The sequence below is a fragment of the Kitasatospora indigofera genome (genome assembly GCF_014655955.1).
Taxonomy (GTDB): Bacteria; Actinomycetota; Actinomycetes; order Streptomycetales; family Streptomycetaceae; genus Kitasatospora; species Kitasatospora indigofera.
The window spans coordinates 8551-23657 of sequence record NZ_BNBO01000089.1 but is presented as its reverse complement, the minus strand read 5'-3'; the positions used below and the strand labels follow the sequence as shown (position 1 = coordinate 23657).

Below are 15107 nucleotides of genomic sequence, written 5' to 3'. Positions count from 1 at the left end.
ACTGGATCCTCCACACCCTGGCCGAGCTGTGCCTCGATCAGGGCCGCCCCGCAGAGGGTCTGGCCCACCTCGACGCCCTGGCCGGGGCCCGCGGCGGGGAGGAGGAATGGGACCTGTTCTGGATGCGGCTGCCGCTGATCGCGGCCGGTGCGGGGGTCGACGAAGCGGTCGAACGGGCCCGGGCTCATCCCGAGGGCGACACCTCGTACGCGGCGCCGCACATCGCAAAGCTCCTGGCCGACGCCGGACGGACCGAGGAGGCCGTTGCGGTCCTCGAACAGCATGCCTGCGCGAGCAGCCACGACCTGGCCGGCCACCTCATCGACCTGGGCCGCCTCGGGGACGCCGTGGCGCTCCTGCGGCGACCCGTCCCCCGGGTGTCCGCCGCTTCGACCGCGGGCCCGTGGCACGGCGAGCCTCCGTTCTGAGGCCTGCCCGCGACGGCACCCGGTGCTGTTCGTCCCGCCACTTCCGGCCGGGCCGCCCGGTTGTTGCTGAGTGCATCGAAGCCGCCCTCGCGGTCATCGATCGTTGTGGTTGCACCGGTGCGGGGCGGCCGGCCTCACGGCGGCCGCCCCCGTCGTTCAGTGGTCGTTGTTCACGACGTGCGTGACTTCGCCGACCGGGCCCGAACCGGACTTGGTCAGGTACATCCGGAACCGGATGTTCACCTCGGGCAGGTTGTGGAAGGCGATGCCGTCGCCGGCGTTGGCAGTCTGCACGTCACCGGCGCCCGCCGCCCGCAGCGTGTACAGGAGCTGACCGGTGCCGTCCATGAAGACGTCGAGGACGACGCTGTAGCCGTCGGCGTCGTAGTCGGTCAGGTAGACGTAGTCGCCGTGCTCGGCGAAGCACAGGCGTCCGCCCTGGTCGACCGAGCCTATCGAGTCCGACTCGTCGGTGTACCAGACATGGTCGCAGTCGACGGCCTGTGCGGGGGAGGCCACGACAAGGGTTCCGGCGGTCACGACGAGCGCCGCCGCGACGGCGGTGAGCAGATTCTTCAGGCGCATCAAGTGGAACCTTTCCAGCGTGAGGGGATCCGGATCGGCCGGTGGGCCGGGCAGATGAAGATGGACGGCCGGCCGGTCGACATGCCTTGCCGGACGCGGTGATCGCCGTCCTTCGCCGACGCTGACGATATCCCCCGACGGTCAACCCGACGCGCCCGGTCCGGCGTCTCATCCGCACCAAGCGTCGCGGGGGACCGGAATGGATCTGTATCGAGGCATCGTCACGATGGGCCTGGGCAGCCGGTGTTCACGGCAGAAGCCGTGGCAACACGCCTCGTTCCCCCGGTGGCCTGCCTTACCCGTATGCCGTACACCAGCGGCCCCTTCGGGGACGACGGCCGGCCGCATCCGGAAACCGGTTGGCCCGCCCGTGACGTGCGCTGCGAGAATGCTCCGGTGATCCCCACCCTCTCCCATGGCCCGATCGAAGTCCCGCGGATCGTCACCGAGTTCGCGGCCGGGCGGCCCACGCTGGCCGTATGGCGCAACGGCCTCGGCGGCCTGACCTTCCAGGTCGGCGACGGGGATGCGCGGCAGTTCCTCAAGTGGACGCCGGCCGGCAGCGGAATCGACCTGCGGGCCGAGGTGGTACGGCTGCGTTGGGCGGCGGCCCACACGGTGGTGCCGCAGGTCCTGGACGAGGGGTCGGACGAATCGGGGGCGTGGATCGTCACAGCCGGACTGCCCGGGCGCACGGCGGTGGACGACCACTGGAAGCGCGACCCCGCCACCGCGGTCCGTGCGATCGGCGCCGGCCTCCGGGCTCTGCACGACGAACTGCCGGTTGCCGACTGTCCGTTCGACTGGTCCGTCGGCCGGCGACTGGCGGCCGTACGAACCCGGGCAGCCGCCGGCCGGATCGATCCGGCCGACTGGCACGAGAGCCTGCGCCACTTCGGCACCGTGGAGCGCGCGCTCGACGTGCTGGCCGATCCGCCGCCCGTCGACCGGCTCGTGGTCTGCCACGGCGACGCCTGCGCCCCCAACACCCTGATCGGCGACGACGGTACCTGCGCCGGACACGTCGACCTGGGCGCCCTCGGCCTCGCCGACCGTTGGGCCGACCTGGCCATCGCCACCTGGAGCACCCAGTGGAACTACGGCCCGGGCTGGGAGGGCACCTTGCTCGACGCCTACGGCGTCGAGCCGGACCAGGAGCGGACGTCGTACTACCGGCTGCTCTGGGACCTGTCGGACTGACGCGGGCGACCCGCTGGGCAGGGCCTCGGGCGCGTCGTCGTGTCACCCGTTCCGGTGGCGGCCCGAACTCGTCCTGCTCGTCCTACAGTTCCGGATCCATCCGCGCTCAACCGCGGAACCTCCGGGCACCGGCCGCCTACGAGAAGCTGTCCGGTCCGGCCGTCCGGGGCGGGGCGGGCGCCTCCTGTCCCGTGGCGGTCGGGTCGTCGCCCACGAGGCCGGAACCACGCAACGCGTCGCCCCGACACCGTCCGGCGCGCTTCACGGCGTCCCCTCCGGCGCTTGCCGGTCTGACCTCGGACCATCGCGTCCACGCCCGGCCCGCCACTGTGCCGAACCGCCCCACGTCAGGGGGGTGACCAACGGGGCTGGGCGTGGCGGTGCAACGGTTTGCGACGTGATGCCGGTGATGCCACAGTGACGCACGTGCACGCACCCAGCCGCTACCTGCCCATCGTGATCGCCTCGCTGACGGTCCTGGCCGGCTGCTCGTCAGCCGGCCACGGAGGCCCGCAGGCGGCGCCCTGGAGCTCGCGCCGGGCCGGAGCGCCACGGGCTACGTGGTCATGGAGATCCCCGAGAACGCCCGTCTGACCCGGATCGACTTCACCCCGGACAGCGGATTCGCGAGCGAGACCGGCGAGTGGAAGCTCAGCTGAGGCGCCCCCGGTCGCCGCGCCGCCTTGGAGGCGGTCTTCAACCGGCGGTCCAAGCCTGCTCCCGCTACTCGTGAACACCCCTTCCCCGGCAAGCAGATGCTCCCGACGCTGCGGCTCGGTGCGCGGCGAGCTCCCGGAGTGCGGCCTGGCTGTCCGAGGGCAGGTTGGCCCGGGCCTCGTACCGGGAGAGCCGAGCATCGCGAGCCCGCGCTACCAGGTGATGCGGAGCCGGGTTCGGCAGCGGTGGGAGAGCCGGCCGGCGGGCGTCAACACGAGGACGTCACGTGTCACGCGCCGGCCTCACCGGACGCCGGGTCGAGGGCCGGGCGCGTCCAGAGTGTGAGGTCGCTGCTGGTGGCGACGGCGAGGGTGCGTCCGGACGGTGAGAAGCCGGCGGCCCGGAGTTCGGAGTAGTTGGAGTCGAAGATGTGCCACCAGCTCTCGCCGTGCGCTCCGTTGTGGGGGATGCCCCCGTCGGTGGACAGCAGGACCCGGTCGTGCGGCCACTCGGGGCTGACGACCTCCAGGGTCCAGCCGTCCTCGGTGGTGGTGTGCAGGCCGCCCCCGAAGAGACCCGCGATGCGTACCCGGGTCCCGGCGATGGGGCCGAGCCCCGGGCAGGAGAGATCCGGGACCGAGTCCGGCGTGCTGCCTTCGGGGTCGGGATCACGGTCCCGGGCGATCTTCTCGCCGGTGACGGCGTCGAAGAGCCCGTGGCCGTCTACGGAGACCACCATGACCAGGTCCCGGCCGTCGTCGGGGGCGAGGGCGAAGCCGATGCCGAGCAGGCCCCCGACGGGGGTGCGCCGGTCCAGGACCAGGCGCCAGGGGGCGGGCGGCGAAATGACGGAGACGGACAGGAACTGCTCGCGCGTTCGCTGCTGGTAGTCGGAGATCAACGTGCTTCTTCACCTTCCGCCAGGTGGCCGACCGCCGCACGGCGATGCTGGGAATCGTGCCAGACCTGTTCGACGGCGTCCTCCGCTTTCTTGGCAGGGGCGCGCCTTGCCGTCCGCCAGGACGAGGAACCGTTCGACCATCCCGGGGTGACCGCGCACTACAGGCACGAGGAGACGTCCCGGTACTGGCGGGGTGACCGTCCATGGACGGACCGGGCCCCAGGTGGTCTTGGACGGCATCCCAAGGACCAGCAGGACAGTCTCCGCCGTCGAAGCGGACCTGACCCGTTACGCTGAGGATTTCGGGTCTGGGCCGCGCCCGGCAAGCGGTGCTGCGAGACGAATTCGCGGTTCCCGGCCTACCGCTTGATGCGGCGCGTCCACCCGCGCACCCGGACGCCGACGGCGCGTCCACCCGCGCACCCGGACGCCGATCCCGGCGACCGTCCTGATCTTCGTGCTGGGGGTCGTCCTGATGGTCGGACTGCCGGGCGCCGCACTGCTGAAGCTGGTCACGGCATCGACGATCCTTCCGGCGGTCACCTACGGCTCGACGGTCGTCCTCCACCTGGCCGTCCGTCGAGGGCTGAGCCGCAGGGAGGGTGCGTTCGACCTCGGGTGCCTTGAGCTGCCGGTCGCGATCTGCGCCCTGGTGTGGATGCTCGTGGCTATGTCTGTGCTGGTCACGCCGGCGGGGGCACTCACCCCCGTCGTGATCGTGATCGGCCTGCTCCTCGTCGGCGGCCTGTTCTTCCTCGGCATGCTCGCCTTCGACCGCGAGGCGCTCGACGCCGAACCGGGTGACGAGAGCGCCTTCAAGCACTGACCGGACGCGGACGCGCCGCCACCTTCGGGATCGTTCGCCCGGCGACAGTCTGCGGGTGCGGCGAGCGGCTTTTCCGGCGTCGAGGAGGAGGCCTCCAGTGCGAAGGGGGCCCCTGCAGGCGTCCGGTGCGGCACCGAGTCCACGTTGTGGCGTTGGCGCCGATAGGCTATTGGTCCGGTAGCACAACGACTGATTCCGGAGTCTTCCCGGTTTTCCGTGAGCAGGTCGGGAAGGCCACGGGTCGATCTCCTGGATCGAAATGGGGTGGGTCTTGAAGTTGAAAACTCTTGTCTCCGGCATCGAGTGGAACTCATTCGCCGGGGTTGGCAAGGCCTACGCGATCGCTGAAACGGCGGAGGGGAAGTTCACTCTCTTCCGGGAGCCTTCCGGTATCGGTGGTCCGAGCTCGAAGATGGAAGGACGGGAAGGGTGGCGAATTGAGAGCGAAGGAGTCGTCCGAGCCGTCGTCCTCGAAATCGGTGCACCGGGCGTCCTGGCCAGGCGTCGGGTGGCGAGCGGGGTTCAGGGCAGGCTGGGGGATGCTGACCTGCGGATCACAGGGCAGGGCTCCTTTCGTCCCGGAAGTCGGTTCGTCGCCTTTCAGGTGGGCGAAAGGACGATCACCTTCAGGCCGCATCGGCTGGGCGTGGTGCTGACTGACGGAAATGGTGAGCTGCTCGCGGAGCTTCGTGCGGGACAGTGGGATGCCGCATCGGCGGGACTTGTCGAAACCATTGCCATCTGTCTGTTTGAATGGGCGGGGGTCGATTCGCTTCTCCGGTTCCCGATGCTCGCTCTCCTGTGATCTGGGTGTTCGTCTCTTCTGTACCGGGTCAGGGTGGATTCGCCGGTGAGTCGGCGGTTCCGAGGCTGATCATCGCGACATGGACCCTGGCGCCGCAGTGGGCCGAGAGGGCTTCGTGATCGCGACTGTCGGTTGTCTCTCCACCTCGGAGCGGGTGTCGAGGAGACGGTCGAGGGCGCTGCGGGGGAACGGTGCCGCGGCGGCGCCTCACCGCCGGCAGCCGGCCCACGGGCGCGCGGGAAGGCCGGGTCGGCCCGTTACGTCCCTCGCGCAGCCGTGCGGCGGCTGTGGTTGACGGCCCTGATTCAGCCGGCCCAGTGGGTTGCTCGCGGGTTCTCCGTGCCGGCCCGCCACCCTGACAGGCTGTCGGTTCGCAAGGGGACGGCGAAGCCCCTGATATCGGCGCTACGGCGTGCCGGGCGTGTGGGTGATCCGCAGGCGCGGTGCCGGCGGCAGCGGCGTAGGTGCTGCCGTCTCCGGTGCGGCGCGGAAAGCCTCGGTCACATAGGCGGCGAAGCGGCGGGAGGCCGTGATCCGGGCCGCCAGTGGCGCGTCCTGGAGGCCCCGGTGGGCCATGAGCATGAGGACCAGGTCGTCGATGACGAAGTCGTGGCGCAGCCGGCCGGTCTTCTGGGCCCGGCGGGCCAGTTCGCCGACCGCGTGCAAGGTCTGCTCCCGGTCGGCGGTGAAGTCCATGGCCTCGGGGAAGGCCGTCATGAAGGCGTCGGCGAATCCCCGGCTGTGCGCGTGGAGTTCGCAGATCCGCTCGACCAGGCTCCGGAATCCGTGCCACGGGTCCGTATCCGCGAGAGCGTCCCGGACGGCGGCCCGGCAGGCCCGCCGCTGCTCGGCGAAGGTCTCCAGGACCAGCGCCTGCTTGGTCGGGAAGTGCCGGTACAGCGTGGCGGGGCCGACGTTCCCGTGCCGGGCGATCTCGCGCATGGGGGCACCCAGGCCCTGCTCGCCGAACACCGCGCGAGCGGCGTCCAGGATGCGGGCCCGGTTGTCGCGGGCGTCGGAGCGCATGGTCTGAGGCAATTGGCCGGTCATCGTTTCTCACTTTAGCCAAACGGACGAGGGCGTCCGTTAATGTCCGGTGGCGATGGCGGTGCGGGCGGCCCCGTCCCGACACGTCACCGCTGATGGCCCGCTTCGGGGCCGCTTCGGGGGCCGGATCGAGGCCCACGCCCGCGGCAACCGCGAACCGTCCCTCAACCGACCCGAGGAGCAGAAATGAAAGCCGTCGTGATCAGGACGTTCGGCGACCCCGACGGCATGGAGGTCGTCGACGTGCCCGTCCCTGTTCCTGCCCCGGGGCAGGTGGGGATCGCCACGGAGGCGATCGGGGTGGGCGGCGTGGACGCCGTGATCCGCCGGGGAACGCTGGCCGCCCACGGCTTCCGGACGGGCCACCTCCTCGGCAGCGAGGTCGCCGGCAGGGTCGCCGCGGTGGGGGAGGACGTGGACCCCTCGTGGATCGGGCGGCGGGTGTGGGCGTTCACCGGCCTGTCCGGCGGGTACGCCGAGCAGGCCGTCGCCGCGGTCGAGGACGTCATCGCCCTGCCCGACGATCTGACCGGCGCCGCCGCGGTGACCCTCGGCGGCTCCGGCGTGGTCGCCCACTTCGCCCTGGAACGGGCGCGCCTCACGCCCGGGGAGACGGTGCTCGTACGCGGTGCGGCGGGCAGCATCGGGATCACGGCGGTCCAGCTCGCAGCCGGGCGCGGCGCGAGCGCGGTGGCGGTCACCACCTCGTCGGTCGAGCGTGGCGCCCGCCTGCGGGACCTGGGCGCCACCCATGTCCTCGACCGTACCGGCGAGGGCGGCCCGGACGCCCCGGCAGGCTTCGACGTGGTGATCGACGTCGTGGCCGGCCCCCAGCTCCCCCTCCTCCTGGACAGAATGAACCCCAACGGGCGGTTCGTGGCCGTCGGCGTGGTGGGAGGGCAGCCGCCGGCGGACTTCGGAATGCGGCTCATGGACGCCTTCCGCAAGTCGCTGTCCTTCACCACCTTCAGCTCCGACACCGTGCCCGCCCCCGACCGGCAGGCCGTGCGCTCCTCCCAGTTCGCCGCCGCTGCGCGCGGGGACCTGCGCACGGTCGTGCACGAGGTCCTGCCGCTGGACCAGGCGGCGCTGGCCCACCGGCGGATGGACGCGGGGGAGGTGTTCGGCCGGATTGTGCTGACACCCTGACCAGGGCCTCGGGGGACCGCGGGACCACGGGACCACGGCAATTCCGCAGACGGACACCCGCACGCGTTGCTCGACGTGGGTGGCCGAGGGGAAGTCCGGGCGGGCGCCGGCTCGCCCGGGAGCCGTGATCCGACCACGCTTCCGGCGCGTGATACGCCCTCCGCTGGACCGATCCCGGGCCGGGCCGACCGTGCGGTGCTTCCTGGGGGTTCCTACGTCATCCCTCAGAAGGGCCTCGCCCCCTGGGCCGCGGCCCTGGCAGTTCCGCTGGTACTGCTCCTGGCGGCCGTGGCGTGCGTGATCGCGCTACGGAAGGCGGTCCGCCGGCCCCGATACCGGCATGCGGTCGAACTTCGTTGAGACGGGTCACGCGTGTCCTCTGTCAGGCGATCTTGACTGTTCGCCAGGTGAAATTGACCGGTGCGACCGGACGACTGTCGGTACGGTCGACCCCATGCAAGAGCTGCCTGAGAGCGTGGACCGCCACATCTTGGACCACCGAATCGTCCCCGCGCTCAAGGCGGTCATGGACGCCTCCGGCTGCACGCTCCACCAGGCGATCGACATCTTCGGGGTGCGCTACGAGGAGTTGCGCCGCGACCGTCCGGACGACTTCCGGGTGAGCCCCGAGGAGTACGGACGGAACGTCTACACCTGACCCGGGGTGGTTCCCACCGGTCGAGCCCACTGCCCCACCCCTCCCTCGGCTGCCCGGTACCGCTGCTCCTGGCCGCACGGCACGACCAGTACCTGGAACTGCAGGAGAGCCCGCCGGGTCCGTTCCCGCGCCGGTCCGGTCCCGGGATTTCGGATAGCCTCCGGCGAAGAATGATCAATGCGGAGGGGGTAGGTCGTGAGGGTAGGACGGCGGAGACCGGCAGCCACGGGTGTGGCAGTTGTTGTAGGCGGGGTGCTGTTGTGCGGCTGCGGGCCGCTCGCTGCGGGCGGCCCGCGAGGCGGGGACGCGGCGTCGGCTGCGAGCGAACTGGTCTCGGCGGAGTCGCTGTCCTTCCACTACGTGGGCGACTCCGGCGTGGACGAGACGATGAGTCAGCTGCTGGAGATCAAGAACGACTTTCGGGGTTCGGTGGCGCCGGTCCTGGCCTATACGGCGTTGGACAAGAACCATCAGGACCTGCCTCAGGTCACGGTGAGCACCGTGTACGGAAGTGACCGCGGCGACCTGGTGACGCCGTACGGGACGAGCATCGACATCCTGCGCTTCTCCGGCACCGGCGCGCACGACGTGGCCGATGTCCGCGTGTCGGTGCGGAGTGCGGCCGCCGCCCGGACACCCGCCGGACAGCACGACGTGAAGACGCAGGCGTTGGACAGCCAGGGACACGAGATCACCAGGTTCGAGCGTTTCTCGGCGGTCCGGCTCACCAACGAGGACGACTTCCCGGTCTCCGTGCGGATCGCCTACATCCTCTGGGACCAGCCGCCGCAGGGGGTCACCCAGCAGGCGGCCGAGGTCACGCCGGTCGGCGGTCTGACGAAGATCCCGGCTCACGGCACCGCGGTCGTAGAGGTGACCGGGGATGCGGCCGCTGCGGTGGACCGCAACTCCAACGGCCCGGCGGTGAGCCTCAAGGCCTACAACTCGCAATAGCTTCGAGCGACGCGGGGTACTCGCGTCCAGAGGGTACAGCGCTGCCGCGGGAGCGTCTCGGCACCCCGCCGGACCGGACCGGTCCGGCGGGGTGCCCGTCGTCCGTTGCCCGGCCAGCCCGGCACGCAGCATCGACATCATCAGCGCACGATGTGGAAGAGGTGGCCTCTGCGTCTGGCTGCCCTCCTCACCTTCAGCGGCTGGGCCAGGGCGTTCAGGAAGCCGTGGGGGAGGGCGATGCCGGTGGTAGCAGGCAGGGGGTGATGACGCTGAGGTACATGCGGTCCTGGCCACCGGAGGTGGAGGCGGTGAGGGAGCAGTCGCTGGGGTGTTCGGCGTTGACCAAGGCCTCGGGTTTGCCGTCGGCGGTCTCCCGGTAACTCGTGATGGTGAGGCCTTCCTGCTGGGCCATGTCGCGGATCTTGCGGACGACCTCCGGATGCTCGTGCAGCCCTGGGCGGGGAGGAGCCGGCCTCACGCCGTACCTACCGTCCCTTCCCCGCCGGTACCTTCCGGGCGACCCAGGGCGATCCCGAGGAGGAGCGCCTGACCGAGGAGCGCTTCGAGGGCGCCGGGGTGCGCGCGCACTACCGGGGTTGGGAGGAGGGCGACGGCCCGCTCCTCGCCGCGGTCACCGTCCTCGGTCGGACCGGGCCCCAGGTCCACTTCGACGGCATCCCGCTCATCGGCAGGCCGGTCACGGCCGTCGAGACGGACATCACCCGCCACGTCACGGACAACAACCTGGGCCTGCGTTTCGCCAGTCGCGGTGATCTGGGGCTGTACGGGCTCGGCGTGTGGGTGCGATCCGCGCGCGTGGGGGACACCTCCGTCAGCGAAGCCCGGATCGGCGCCGAGGAGTGGGAGGAGGAGTGAGCGGCCACCGGTCCGGCTCCGGCCGGCTGCCGAGTTCAGCGCCGGGCCGAGCCCGGCAGCACCACGCAGCCGAGGTGCGGGCGAGGCGGGGCCGCCGCCTTCCGCGGCCGGGCGGAACCGCCGCAGGACGTCGTCACTCCGACCGCACCGGCCAGCGCGTACCGGGCGTCTTGACCACCCGGTCGCCGATGCCGAGCGCGTTGTACGTCCGGCCGTCCACCGCCACGGCGAGCTCCCGGTCCTCGTCGGTGCGGACCCGAATCATGCAGCGGGTCGTCGTGCCGTAGGTACCGGTCGAGCTGCTCACCCACCGGTCGGTGACCTCCCCGGTGTAGGCGTCGTCGACCGCGTTCGCCCGCTGCGCGGCGATCATCGCCAGGACCAGGGCGAGCGGGCCGAGGGAGAGGATCAGGAAAACGGTGCCCGACATGCGCGACCCCCCGCGTCGACGACGGCACGGGCCGTCCACGGCAGCGTACCGGCCTTGGCGGCGTCAGCCCAGAAGGCGTACCCGGCCGGGGAGTTCCGGTCGGGGCGGGTGTGTGCGGGCCTGGTCCACCACGACCGCCTCGGCCTGATCCGGCGCCGGGGAAAGGCCGGCCTCCAGCACCCCTGCCCAGCGGCCTGGCCGAGGACGGCGAGGACCGGCCCGACCCGCGCGCCGGGAACCGTTCGAGGAGCGAGCTCTCGACCCGGCCGTGCTGCCGCCGAAGCCGGCCCGCTCGCCCTCGGACTGCCCGAGCTGGTGCGACTGTGCCTTGTGGTGCCGTTGTGGCGGGATGCTCCTGGAGGGACAGGCGAAGGACCGGGAGGCGTCGACCACGGCGGCGGGAACGCGGTTCTGCCCCCGGCCCCGGGACGGACGATCCGGCTGCAACCGCCGTGCGGCGGCCGGCCCGTCACGGGGGCGGGCTGATCCCGCTGGACGCTCCCCAGACCCGCTGCCGGGCGGTACTGTCATCAGGTAGCTACGGAGGGTTGGGTCATGGCGACGGAGATCCGCACCTGTACCTCGTGCGGCGGGGCGCGCGGCACGGAGAAGGAGCAGCACAAGGTCGGCCTGGACGCGGACGGCAACCAGGTCCACCGGGTCGAGCGGTTCTGGTCGCCCTGCAGCGCGTGCGGCGGGGCGGGGACGGTGGTGGCCGGATGAGGTACGTCTTCGAGTGCCTGGAGTGCGGCGTCCACTACCTGCCCCCCGAGGACCTGGCCTATTCGGACGGTCCGGCGAGCCCGGTCTGGTGCACCGTGTGCCAGGGCCTGATGCGCGGGCGCGGGGTCCCGGAGCCGGCGGCCGCCGCGGCTGTGGCGCTGGCCGCGGCGAAGGCGGGCCTCGCCGCCCGCACCCCGCAGGCCGAGGAAGCCGCCCGCCCGGACGTCCGGCCGTCCCGCCCGGCACGCACCCGCCGGGCCCGGTCCGGCCCCGGCAGCGCCCGCAGCAGGCTGGGCTGACGACCCGGTGCCGGCCGGCGCGCCCTCGGTCCGCAACTCCACCGACCCCACCGGCCGACGGGGTCCGAGCGGGCACCGTCCGGTCTGCTGCCATCATGCTGGGATGGCTCACGACATCGTGTTCTTCCACGCTCCCGACGACGAGACTGCCGCTGCGACGCGACTGCGCGGACCTGGTCCTGCCCTGGAGTCCGTGTCCTGCCGGTTCGTCGACCCGGGCTCGGCCATCGTCGAGTGGGACGCGTACTTCGAGCTTCCCTCCGCCCGGCCGCCTTCCCGGGAGCAGCTCTACGGCTGGGCATGGCCGGAGCTGGTGACCACGCTGCTCAACGACGGCGTCATGGTGCTAGCGGTGCCCCGGCGGCTGACCCGAGCCCTGGCGGGCGCGAGCTCCGGCGAGCTGGAGGAGCTGGCGGACCGGTGGACCGCACGCCTCCGGGAGGACGACGGCGACGACATGACCGACGATGATCTACTGGCGGTCCTACGGGGCGTGGCCCGACTCGCGGCGTCCGCGGTGGCCACGGGCGGAGGTCTCTACAGCTGGAGCATCTGACCGCCCGGCAGAGCGGTGTGCCGGTTCGGCGGCGCCCGTCACGCGCCGTGGGAGAGGCGGGCCCGGGCCGGTGCCCGGGCAGACGTTGCCGGCGGCGAGCACCCTGCCCGGGACACGGGCATGGTCACACCGGCCGGACCGGGTGGGTGGGCCTCATTCCAGCGCGGCCGCCTTGCGCAGGAGCACGGACCGCTCGCGGGTGTTGCGGCACAGCCGGGCGGCGAGTTCCAGTTCGGCCCGGGCCTGGGTTGTCCGGCCGAGCCGGACGAGCAGTTCGCCGCGTACGCCCGGGAGCAGGTGCGACCCCGACAGGCGGCCGGAGGCGGCCAGTTCGTCGACCATGGACAGGGCCTGCCGCGGGTCGCCCGCCATGGCGACGGCCACGGCCCGGTTGAGCTCGACGACGGGGGAGGGGGCCACGCGGCCGAGCGCCTCGTAGAGGAGCACGACATGCTCCCAGTCGGTCTCCTGCACCGAGGGTGCGGTCGCGTGGCAGGCGGCGATCGCGGCCTGCAGGCCGTACGGGCCGAGGCCGCGCCCGAGGGCCGTGGCCCGGCCGATCGCGGCCAGGCCACGGCGGATCGCCGACCGGTCCCACAGCCGCCGGTCCTGGTCCTCCAGGAGCACCGCCTCCCCGTCGGGCCCGGTGCGGGCCGGGAAGCGCGCGGCGGTGAGTTCGAACAGGGCGAGCAGCCCGGACACCTCCGGCTCGGCGGGCAGCAGGGCGGTCAGCATCCGGGCCAACCGAACGGCCTCGTACGCGAGATCGGGGCGCAGCAGGTGGTCGCCGGTCGTCGCGGTCGAGCCCTCGGTGAAGATGACGTACAGGACGCTCAGGACCCCGCCGAGCCGCCCCGGCCGCTCCTCGGCGGGCGGCAGCTCGAACGGTACGTGCGCTGCGGCGAGCGTCTTCTTCGCCCGGGTGATCCGGGCCTGGACGGTCGGCACGGGTACGAGGAACGCCCGGGCGATCTCCTCACTGGACAGGCCGCCGACCACGCGCAGGGTGAGCGCCACCCGGGCCTCGGGCGCGAGCACCGGATGGCAGGCGGTGAACATGAGCGCGAGGACGTCGTCGTCGACCCGGTCGGGGTCCCACGGCAGGTCGTCCGGCCGGCCGGGCGCGTCCGCCGCGCCCGCGCTGAACTCGCCCTCGGCCAGCCGGCCGGCGAGCATCGCGTACCGCTCGTCGAGCGCCGACTTGCGACGGAAGCCGTCGATGGCCCGGCGCCGGGCGGTCGCCAGCAACCAGCCCACCGGGCTGGCCGGCGTGCCGTCCCGTGACCAGGTGACCAGGGCCTCCGCCAGGGCCTCCTGCGCGACGTCCTCGGCGAGCGCGAAATCCCCGGTGTAGCGGGTCAGTGCGCCGACGATCCGTGCGGACTCGATCCGCCAGACGGCTTCGGCGGCCCGCCGCGCCGCCTCGGCACCGGGCCGGCCGCCGGCGGCACCGGAGGTCAGATCTGGCCGGTCCGCTCGCGCCACGCCCGCTCCTTGATGATCCACTCGTTGTCCTGGGGGAATTCCTCGATGCCCGGCACACGACGGACCTCGCACTTCGAGCCCGCGATGGCCGGCAGGCGCTTGGCCCACTCGACAGCTTCCTCCTTCGAGGCGACGTCGATCAGGTAGAAGCCGCCGAACAGCTCCTTCGTCTCGCCGTACGGACCGTCGGTGACCACCGGGGTCTCCCCGCTGAAGTCCACCACCACGCCCTGGGAAGCGTCGTCCAGGCCCTCGGCGGCGACGAGCACGCCCGCCCGGATCAGCTCCTCGTTGAACCGCCCCACCGTCTCCAGCATCTCCTCGAAGGGGGTCTCCATCATCTTCGCGACGGACTCGTCCGTGCCCCGCATGATCAACATGTACTTCGCCATCGTCGTTCTCCTTGATCGGGGGTCGCTTCCCGACCCTCTCTACACCAAGGTCGAACGGCGCAGCCGCGGATCGACACGACAGGCCGACCAGTTTTTCGACAGGCGCATTCCGCCTCGCGCCGGGGTGAGGAGCGCCTCGATGGTCACGGGACGGAACGGCACCGGCTCCGGGCCCCGCGAGGGGGTGCGGCGCGGGCTCCCGACAGCGTCACCGGGGTACCCGTATCGGAGGAGAGCACCGAACCGGGACGCTGCCGCGACGCTCCGGCGTCGTCGAGGGCCACGTCGACCGGAGCAGAATGATCAAGCGCCGGGGTGTACGGACGGGCCGGCTCCGACCTGCCACGGACACGTCTCCTGCTCGCTTCATGACGCCACTGTCGGTCACCGGTGCCATGATCACCGCACAGCGACGTGAGGAGAAAGCCATGGGTACCTGGGGCACCGGTCCGTTCGACAACGACACGGCCGCGGATTTCGCCAACGCCCTCGACGATGCCGGGGACGAGGAACGCGAAGCCCTGATCCGTGGCGTCCTCGTCCGCACCGTCGACGCGACCGACTGGCTCGGCGAAGCGGAGGAGGCGGTCGGGGCAGCGGCCGTGCTGGCCTCGCAGTGCCCGGCCGACCGATCGATACGGGCTACGGCCCGGAGGCACCCATGCCGGAGTTCCCCGCGGATCTTCGGACACTTGCCGCCGAAGCACTCGCGCGCATCGCCGCCGACGACTCCGGATTGGTGTCGAACTGGGTGGAGTCCGGCGACGCACGCCGCTGGCTCGCCATGGTTGCCGCACTTCGCGCGGTGCTCGACCCACCGCCAGCCTCGATGGACATCCCGCTCTTCGACCTCGAAACCTGATGCGGCGTCACCGGTCACGGAGGTGGGGCCAGCGCCCCTGCTCGTGAGCGGAGCCGGCCTGCCACTTCGGGGGCCACCCCGGCCGGCCCCCGCCCTGCGCAGGCCACCCGACAGAACGACGGCCGGCCGGGCCGCCGGCCGGGGCCCCGCGGGTGCGCGTCGCGACGAGGCGTTCGGCCACACGGTGGACATCTTCAATGCCCGCCGGCCTGCCCCGCCCCGCCGGCCTGCCCCGCCCCGCCGGCCTGCCCCGCCCCGCCGGCCTGCCCCGCCC

General features: G+C 72.1%; 18 protein-coding genes and 2 pseudogenes. 13 read left to right on the top strand and 7 right to left on the bottom strand.

Annotation, left to right across the window (positions count from 1 at the left end; all coding sequences use genetic code 11):
* Nucleotides 1-428, top strand: a pseudogene (locus IE329_RS38270) (tetratricopeptide repeat protein); the annotation flags it as partial.
* Between the two features lie 156 nt (nt 429-584).
* Here the strand turns inward: IE329_RS38270 and IE329_RS38265 are convergent.
* The gene (locus IE329_RS38265; protein ID WP_190215689.1) at nt 585-1013 is read right to left on the bottom strand and encodes a hypothetical protein; all 429 of its coding nucleotides are present in this window, start codon (nt 1011-1013) and stop codon (nt 585-587) included.
* 396 nt (nt 1014-1409) lie between these two features.
* Here IE329_RS38265 and IE329_RS38260 point away from each other — a divergent pair, with 396 nt between their 5' ends.
* Entirely contained in the window at nt 1410-2213 is an 804-nt protein-coding gene (locus tag IE329_RS38260; RefSeq protein ID WP_229928112.1) for an aminoglycoside 3'-phosphotransferase, read from the top strand.
* 946 nt (nt 2214-3159) lie between these two features.
* On the opposite strand, the gene IE329_RS38255 is transcribed toward IE329_RS38260, so the two are convergent.
* A complete protein-coding gene (locus IE329_RS38255) occupies nt 3160-3771 on the bottom strand; it encodes a hypothetical protein (protein WP_190215687.1) in 612 nt (203 codons plus the stop codon).
* Nucleotides 3772-4228: 457 nt separating this feature from the next.
* On the opposite strand from IE329_RS38255, the gene IE329_RS38250 reads away from it, so the two are divergent.
* Both IE329_RS38250 and IE329_RS38245 read left to right on the top strand, forming a co-directional pair.
* On the top strand, nt 4229-4597 hold the full coding sequence (locus IE329_RS38250; RefSeq protein ID WP_190215686.1) for a hypothetical protein: 369 nt from the start codon (nt 4229-4231) through the stop codon (nt 4595-4597).
* Nucleotides 4598-4868: 271 nt separating this feature from the next.
* On the top strand, nt 4869-5402 hold the full coding sequence (locus tag IE329_RS38245; protein WP_190215685.1) for a hypothetical protein: 534 nt from the start codon (nt 4869-4871) through the stop codon (nt 5400-5402).
* A 405-nt stretch (nt 5403-5807) separates the two neighbouring features.
* On the opposite strand, the gene IE329_RS38240 is transcribed toward IE329_RS38245, so the two are convergent.
* The gene (locus IE329_RS38240) at nt 5808-6452 is read right to left on the bottom strand and encodes a TetR/AcrR family transcriptional regulator (protein WP_190215684.1); all 645 of its coding nucleotides are present in this window, start codon (nt 6450-6452) and stop codon (nt 5808-5810) included.
* Nucleotides 6453-6635: 183 nt separating this feature from the next.
* Between IE329_RS38240 and IE329_RS38235 the strand changes: the two genes are divergently transcribed.
* The 3 genes from IE329_RS38235 to IE329_RS38225 all read left to right on the top strand — a co-directional run bounded on the left by IE329_RS38235 (nt 6636) and on the right by IE329_RS38225 (nt 9210).
* Complete coding sequence (locus tag IE329_RS38235; RefSeq protein WP_190215683.1) at nt 6636-7598, top strand: zinc-binding dehydrogenase; 963 nt, start codon at nt 6636-6638, stop codon at nt 7596-7598.
* A 454-nt stretch (nt 7599-8052) separates the two neighbouring features.
* Nucleotides 8053-8256 carry a hypothetical protein gene (locus IE329_RS38230; RefSeq protein WP_190215682.1) on the top strand — a complete coding sequence of 68 codons (204 nt, stop codon included), beginning with the start codon at nt 8053-8055 and terminating at the stop codon, nt 8254-8256.
* A gap of 231 nt (nt 8257-8487) precedes the next feature.
* Complete coding sequence (locus IE329_RS38225) at nt 8488-9210, top strand: hypothetical protein (RefSeq protein WP_190215681.1); 723 nt, start codon at nt 8488-8490, stop codon at nt 9208-9210.
* Between the two features lie 214 nt (nt 9211-9424).
* On the opposite strand, the gene IE329_RS38220 is transcribed toward IE329_RS38225, so the two are convergent.
* Entirely contained in the window at nt 9425-9622 is a 198-nt protein-coding gene (locus IE329_RS38220; protein ID WP_190215680.1) for a hypothetical protein, read from the bottom strand.
* 164 nt (nt 9623-9786) lie between these two features.
* Between IE329_RS38220 and IE329_RS38215 the strand changes: the two genes are divergently transcribed.
* Nucleotides 9787-10086, top strand: coding sequence for a hypothetical protein (locus tag IE329_RS38215; RefSeq protein ID WP_190215679.1), 300 nt, complete (start codon nt 9787-9789; stop codon nt 10084-10086).
* A 133-nt stretch (nt 10087-10219) separates the two neighbouring features.
* On the opposite strand, the gene IE329_RS38210 is transcribed toward IE329_RS38215, so the two are convergent.
* Entirely contained in the window at nt 10220-10516 is a 297-nt protein-coding gene (locus IE329_RS38210) for a DUF7489 domain-containing protein (protein WP_190215678.1), read from the bottom strand.
* 555 nt (nt 10517-11071) lie between these two features.
* On the opposite strand from IE329_RS38210, the gene IE329_RS38205 reads away from it, so the two are divergent.
* From IE329_RS38205 to IE329_RS38195, 3 genes are all read left to right on the top strand, one after another.
* Nucleotides 11072-11239 carry a hypothetical protein gene (locus tag IE329_RS38205; protein WP_190215677.1) on the top strand — a complete coding sequence of 56 codons (168 nt, stop codon included), beginning with the start codon at nt 11072-11074 and terminating at the stop codon, nt 11237-11239.
* On the top strand, nt 11236-11538 hold the full coding sequence (locus IE329_RS38200; RefSeq protein WP_190215676.1) for a hypothetical protein: 303 nt from the start codon (nt 11236-11238) through the stop codon (nt 11536-11538). Before IE329_RS38205 ends, IE329_RS38200 begins: the two co-directional genes overlap by 4 nt.
* Before the next feature lie 103 nt (nt 11539-11641).
* A complete protein-coding gene (locus tag IE329_RS38195) occupies nt 11642-12094 on the top strand; it encodes a hypothetical protein (RefSeq protein WP_190215675.1) in 453 nt (150 codons plus the stop codon).
* A gap of 153 nt (nt 12095-12247) precedes the next feature.
* Here IE329_RS38195 and IE329_RS38190 read toward each other — a convergent pair whose 3' ends face one another.
* Both IE329_RS38190 and IE329_RS38185 read right to left on the bottom strand, forming a co-directional pair.
* Nucleotides 12248-13579 carry an RNA polymerase sigma factor gene (locus tag IE329_RS38190; protein ID WP_190215674.1) on the bottom strand — a complete coding sequence of 444 codons (1332 nt, stop codon included), beginning with the start codon at nt 13577-13579 and terminating at the stop codon, nt 12248-12250.
* Nucleotides 13552-13971 carry a YciI family protein gene (locus IE329_RS38185; RefSeq protein ID WP_190215673.1) on the bottom strand — a complete coding sequence of 140 codons (420 nt, stop codon included), beginning with the start codon at nt 13969-13971 and terminating at the stop codon, nt 13552-13554. Before IE329_RS38185 ends, IE329_RS38190 begins: the two co-directional genes overlap by 28 nt.
* A 299-nt stretch (nt 13972-14270) precedes the next feature.
* Here IE329_RS38185 and IE329_RS41965 point away from each other — a divergent pair.
* Both IE329_RS41965 and IE329_RS41270 read left to right on the top strand, forming a co-directional pair.
* Nucleotides 14271-14558 (top strand): annotated as a pseudogene (locus IE329_RS41965) (DUF4259 domain-containing protein); the annotation flags it as partial.
* Between the two features lie 74 nt (nt 14559-14632).
* Nucleotides 14633-14833, top strand: coding sequence for a DUF4259 domain-containing protein (locus IE329_RS41270; RefSeq protein ID WP_229928111.1), 201 nt, complete (start codon nt 14633-14635; stop codon nt 14831-14833).
* Nucleotides 14834-15107 lie beyond the last annotated feature (274 nt).

Excerpts from the sequence above, each read along its gene's own strand:
- IE329_RS38265 (WP_190215689.1), bottom strand. The coding sequence starts at position 1,013 with ATGCGCCTGAAGAATCTGCTCACCGCCGTCGCGGCGGCGCTCGTCGTG.
- IE329_RS38240 (WP_190215684.1), bottom strand. The coding sequence starts at position 6,452 with ATGACCGGCCAATTGCCTCAGACCATGCGCTCCGACGCCCGCGACAAC.
- IE329_RS38235 (WP_190215683.1), top strand. The coding sequence starts at position 6,636 with ATGAAAGCCGTCGTGATCAGGACGTTCGGCGACCCCGACGGCATGGAG.
- IE329_RS38230 (WP_190215682.1), top strand. The coding sequence starts at position 8,053 with ATGCAAGAGCTGCCTGAGAGCGTGGACCGCCACATCTTGGACCACCGA.
- IE329_RS38220 (WP_190215680.1), bottom strand. The coding sequence starts at position 9,622 with ATGGCCCAGCAGGAAGGCCTCACCATCACGAGTTACCGGGAGACCGCC.
- IE329_RS38210 (WP_190215678.1), bottom strand. The coding sequence starts at position 10,516 with ATGTCGGGCACCGTTTTCCTGATCCTCTCCCTCGGCCCGCTCGCCCTG.
- IE329_RS38205 (WP_190215677.1), top strand. The coding sequence starts at position 11,072 with ATGGCGACGGAGATCCGCACCTGTACCTCGTGCGGCGGGGCGCGCGGC.
- IE329_RS38200 (WP_190215676.1), top strand. The coding sequence starts at position 11,236 with ATGAGGTACGTCTTCGAGTGCCTGGAGTGCGGCGTCCACTACCTGCCC.
- IE329_RS38195 (WP_190215675.1), top strand. The coding sequence starts at position 11,642 with ATGGCTCACGACATCGTGTTCTTCCACGCTCCCGACGACGAGACTGCC.
- IE329_RS38185 (WP_190215673.1), bottom strand. The coding sequence starts at position 13,971 with ATGGCGAAGTACATGTTGATCATGCGGGGCACGGACGAGTCCGTCGCG.
- IE329_RS41270 (WP_229928111.1), top strand. The coding sequence starts at position 14,633 with ATGCCGGAGTTCCCCGCGGATCTTCGGACACTTGCCGCCGAAGCACTC.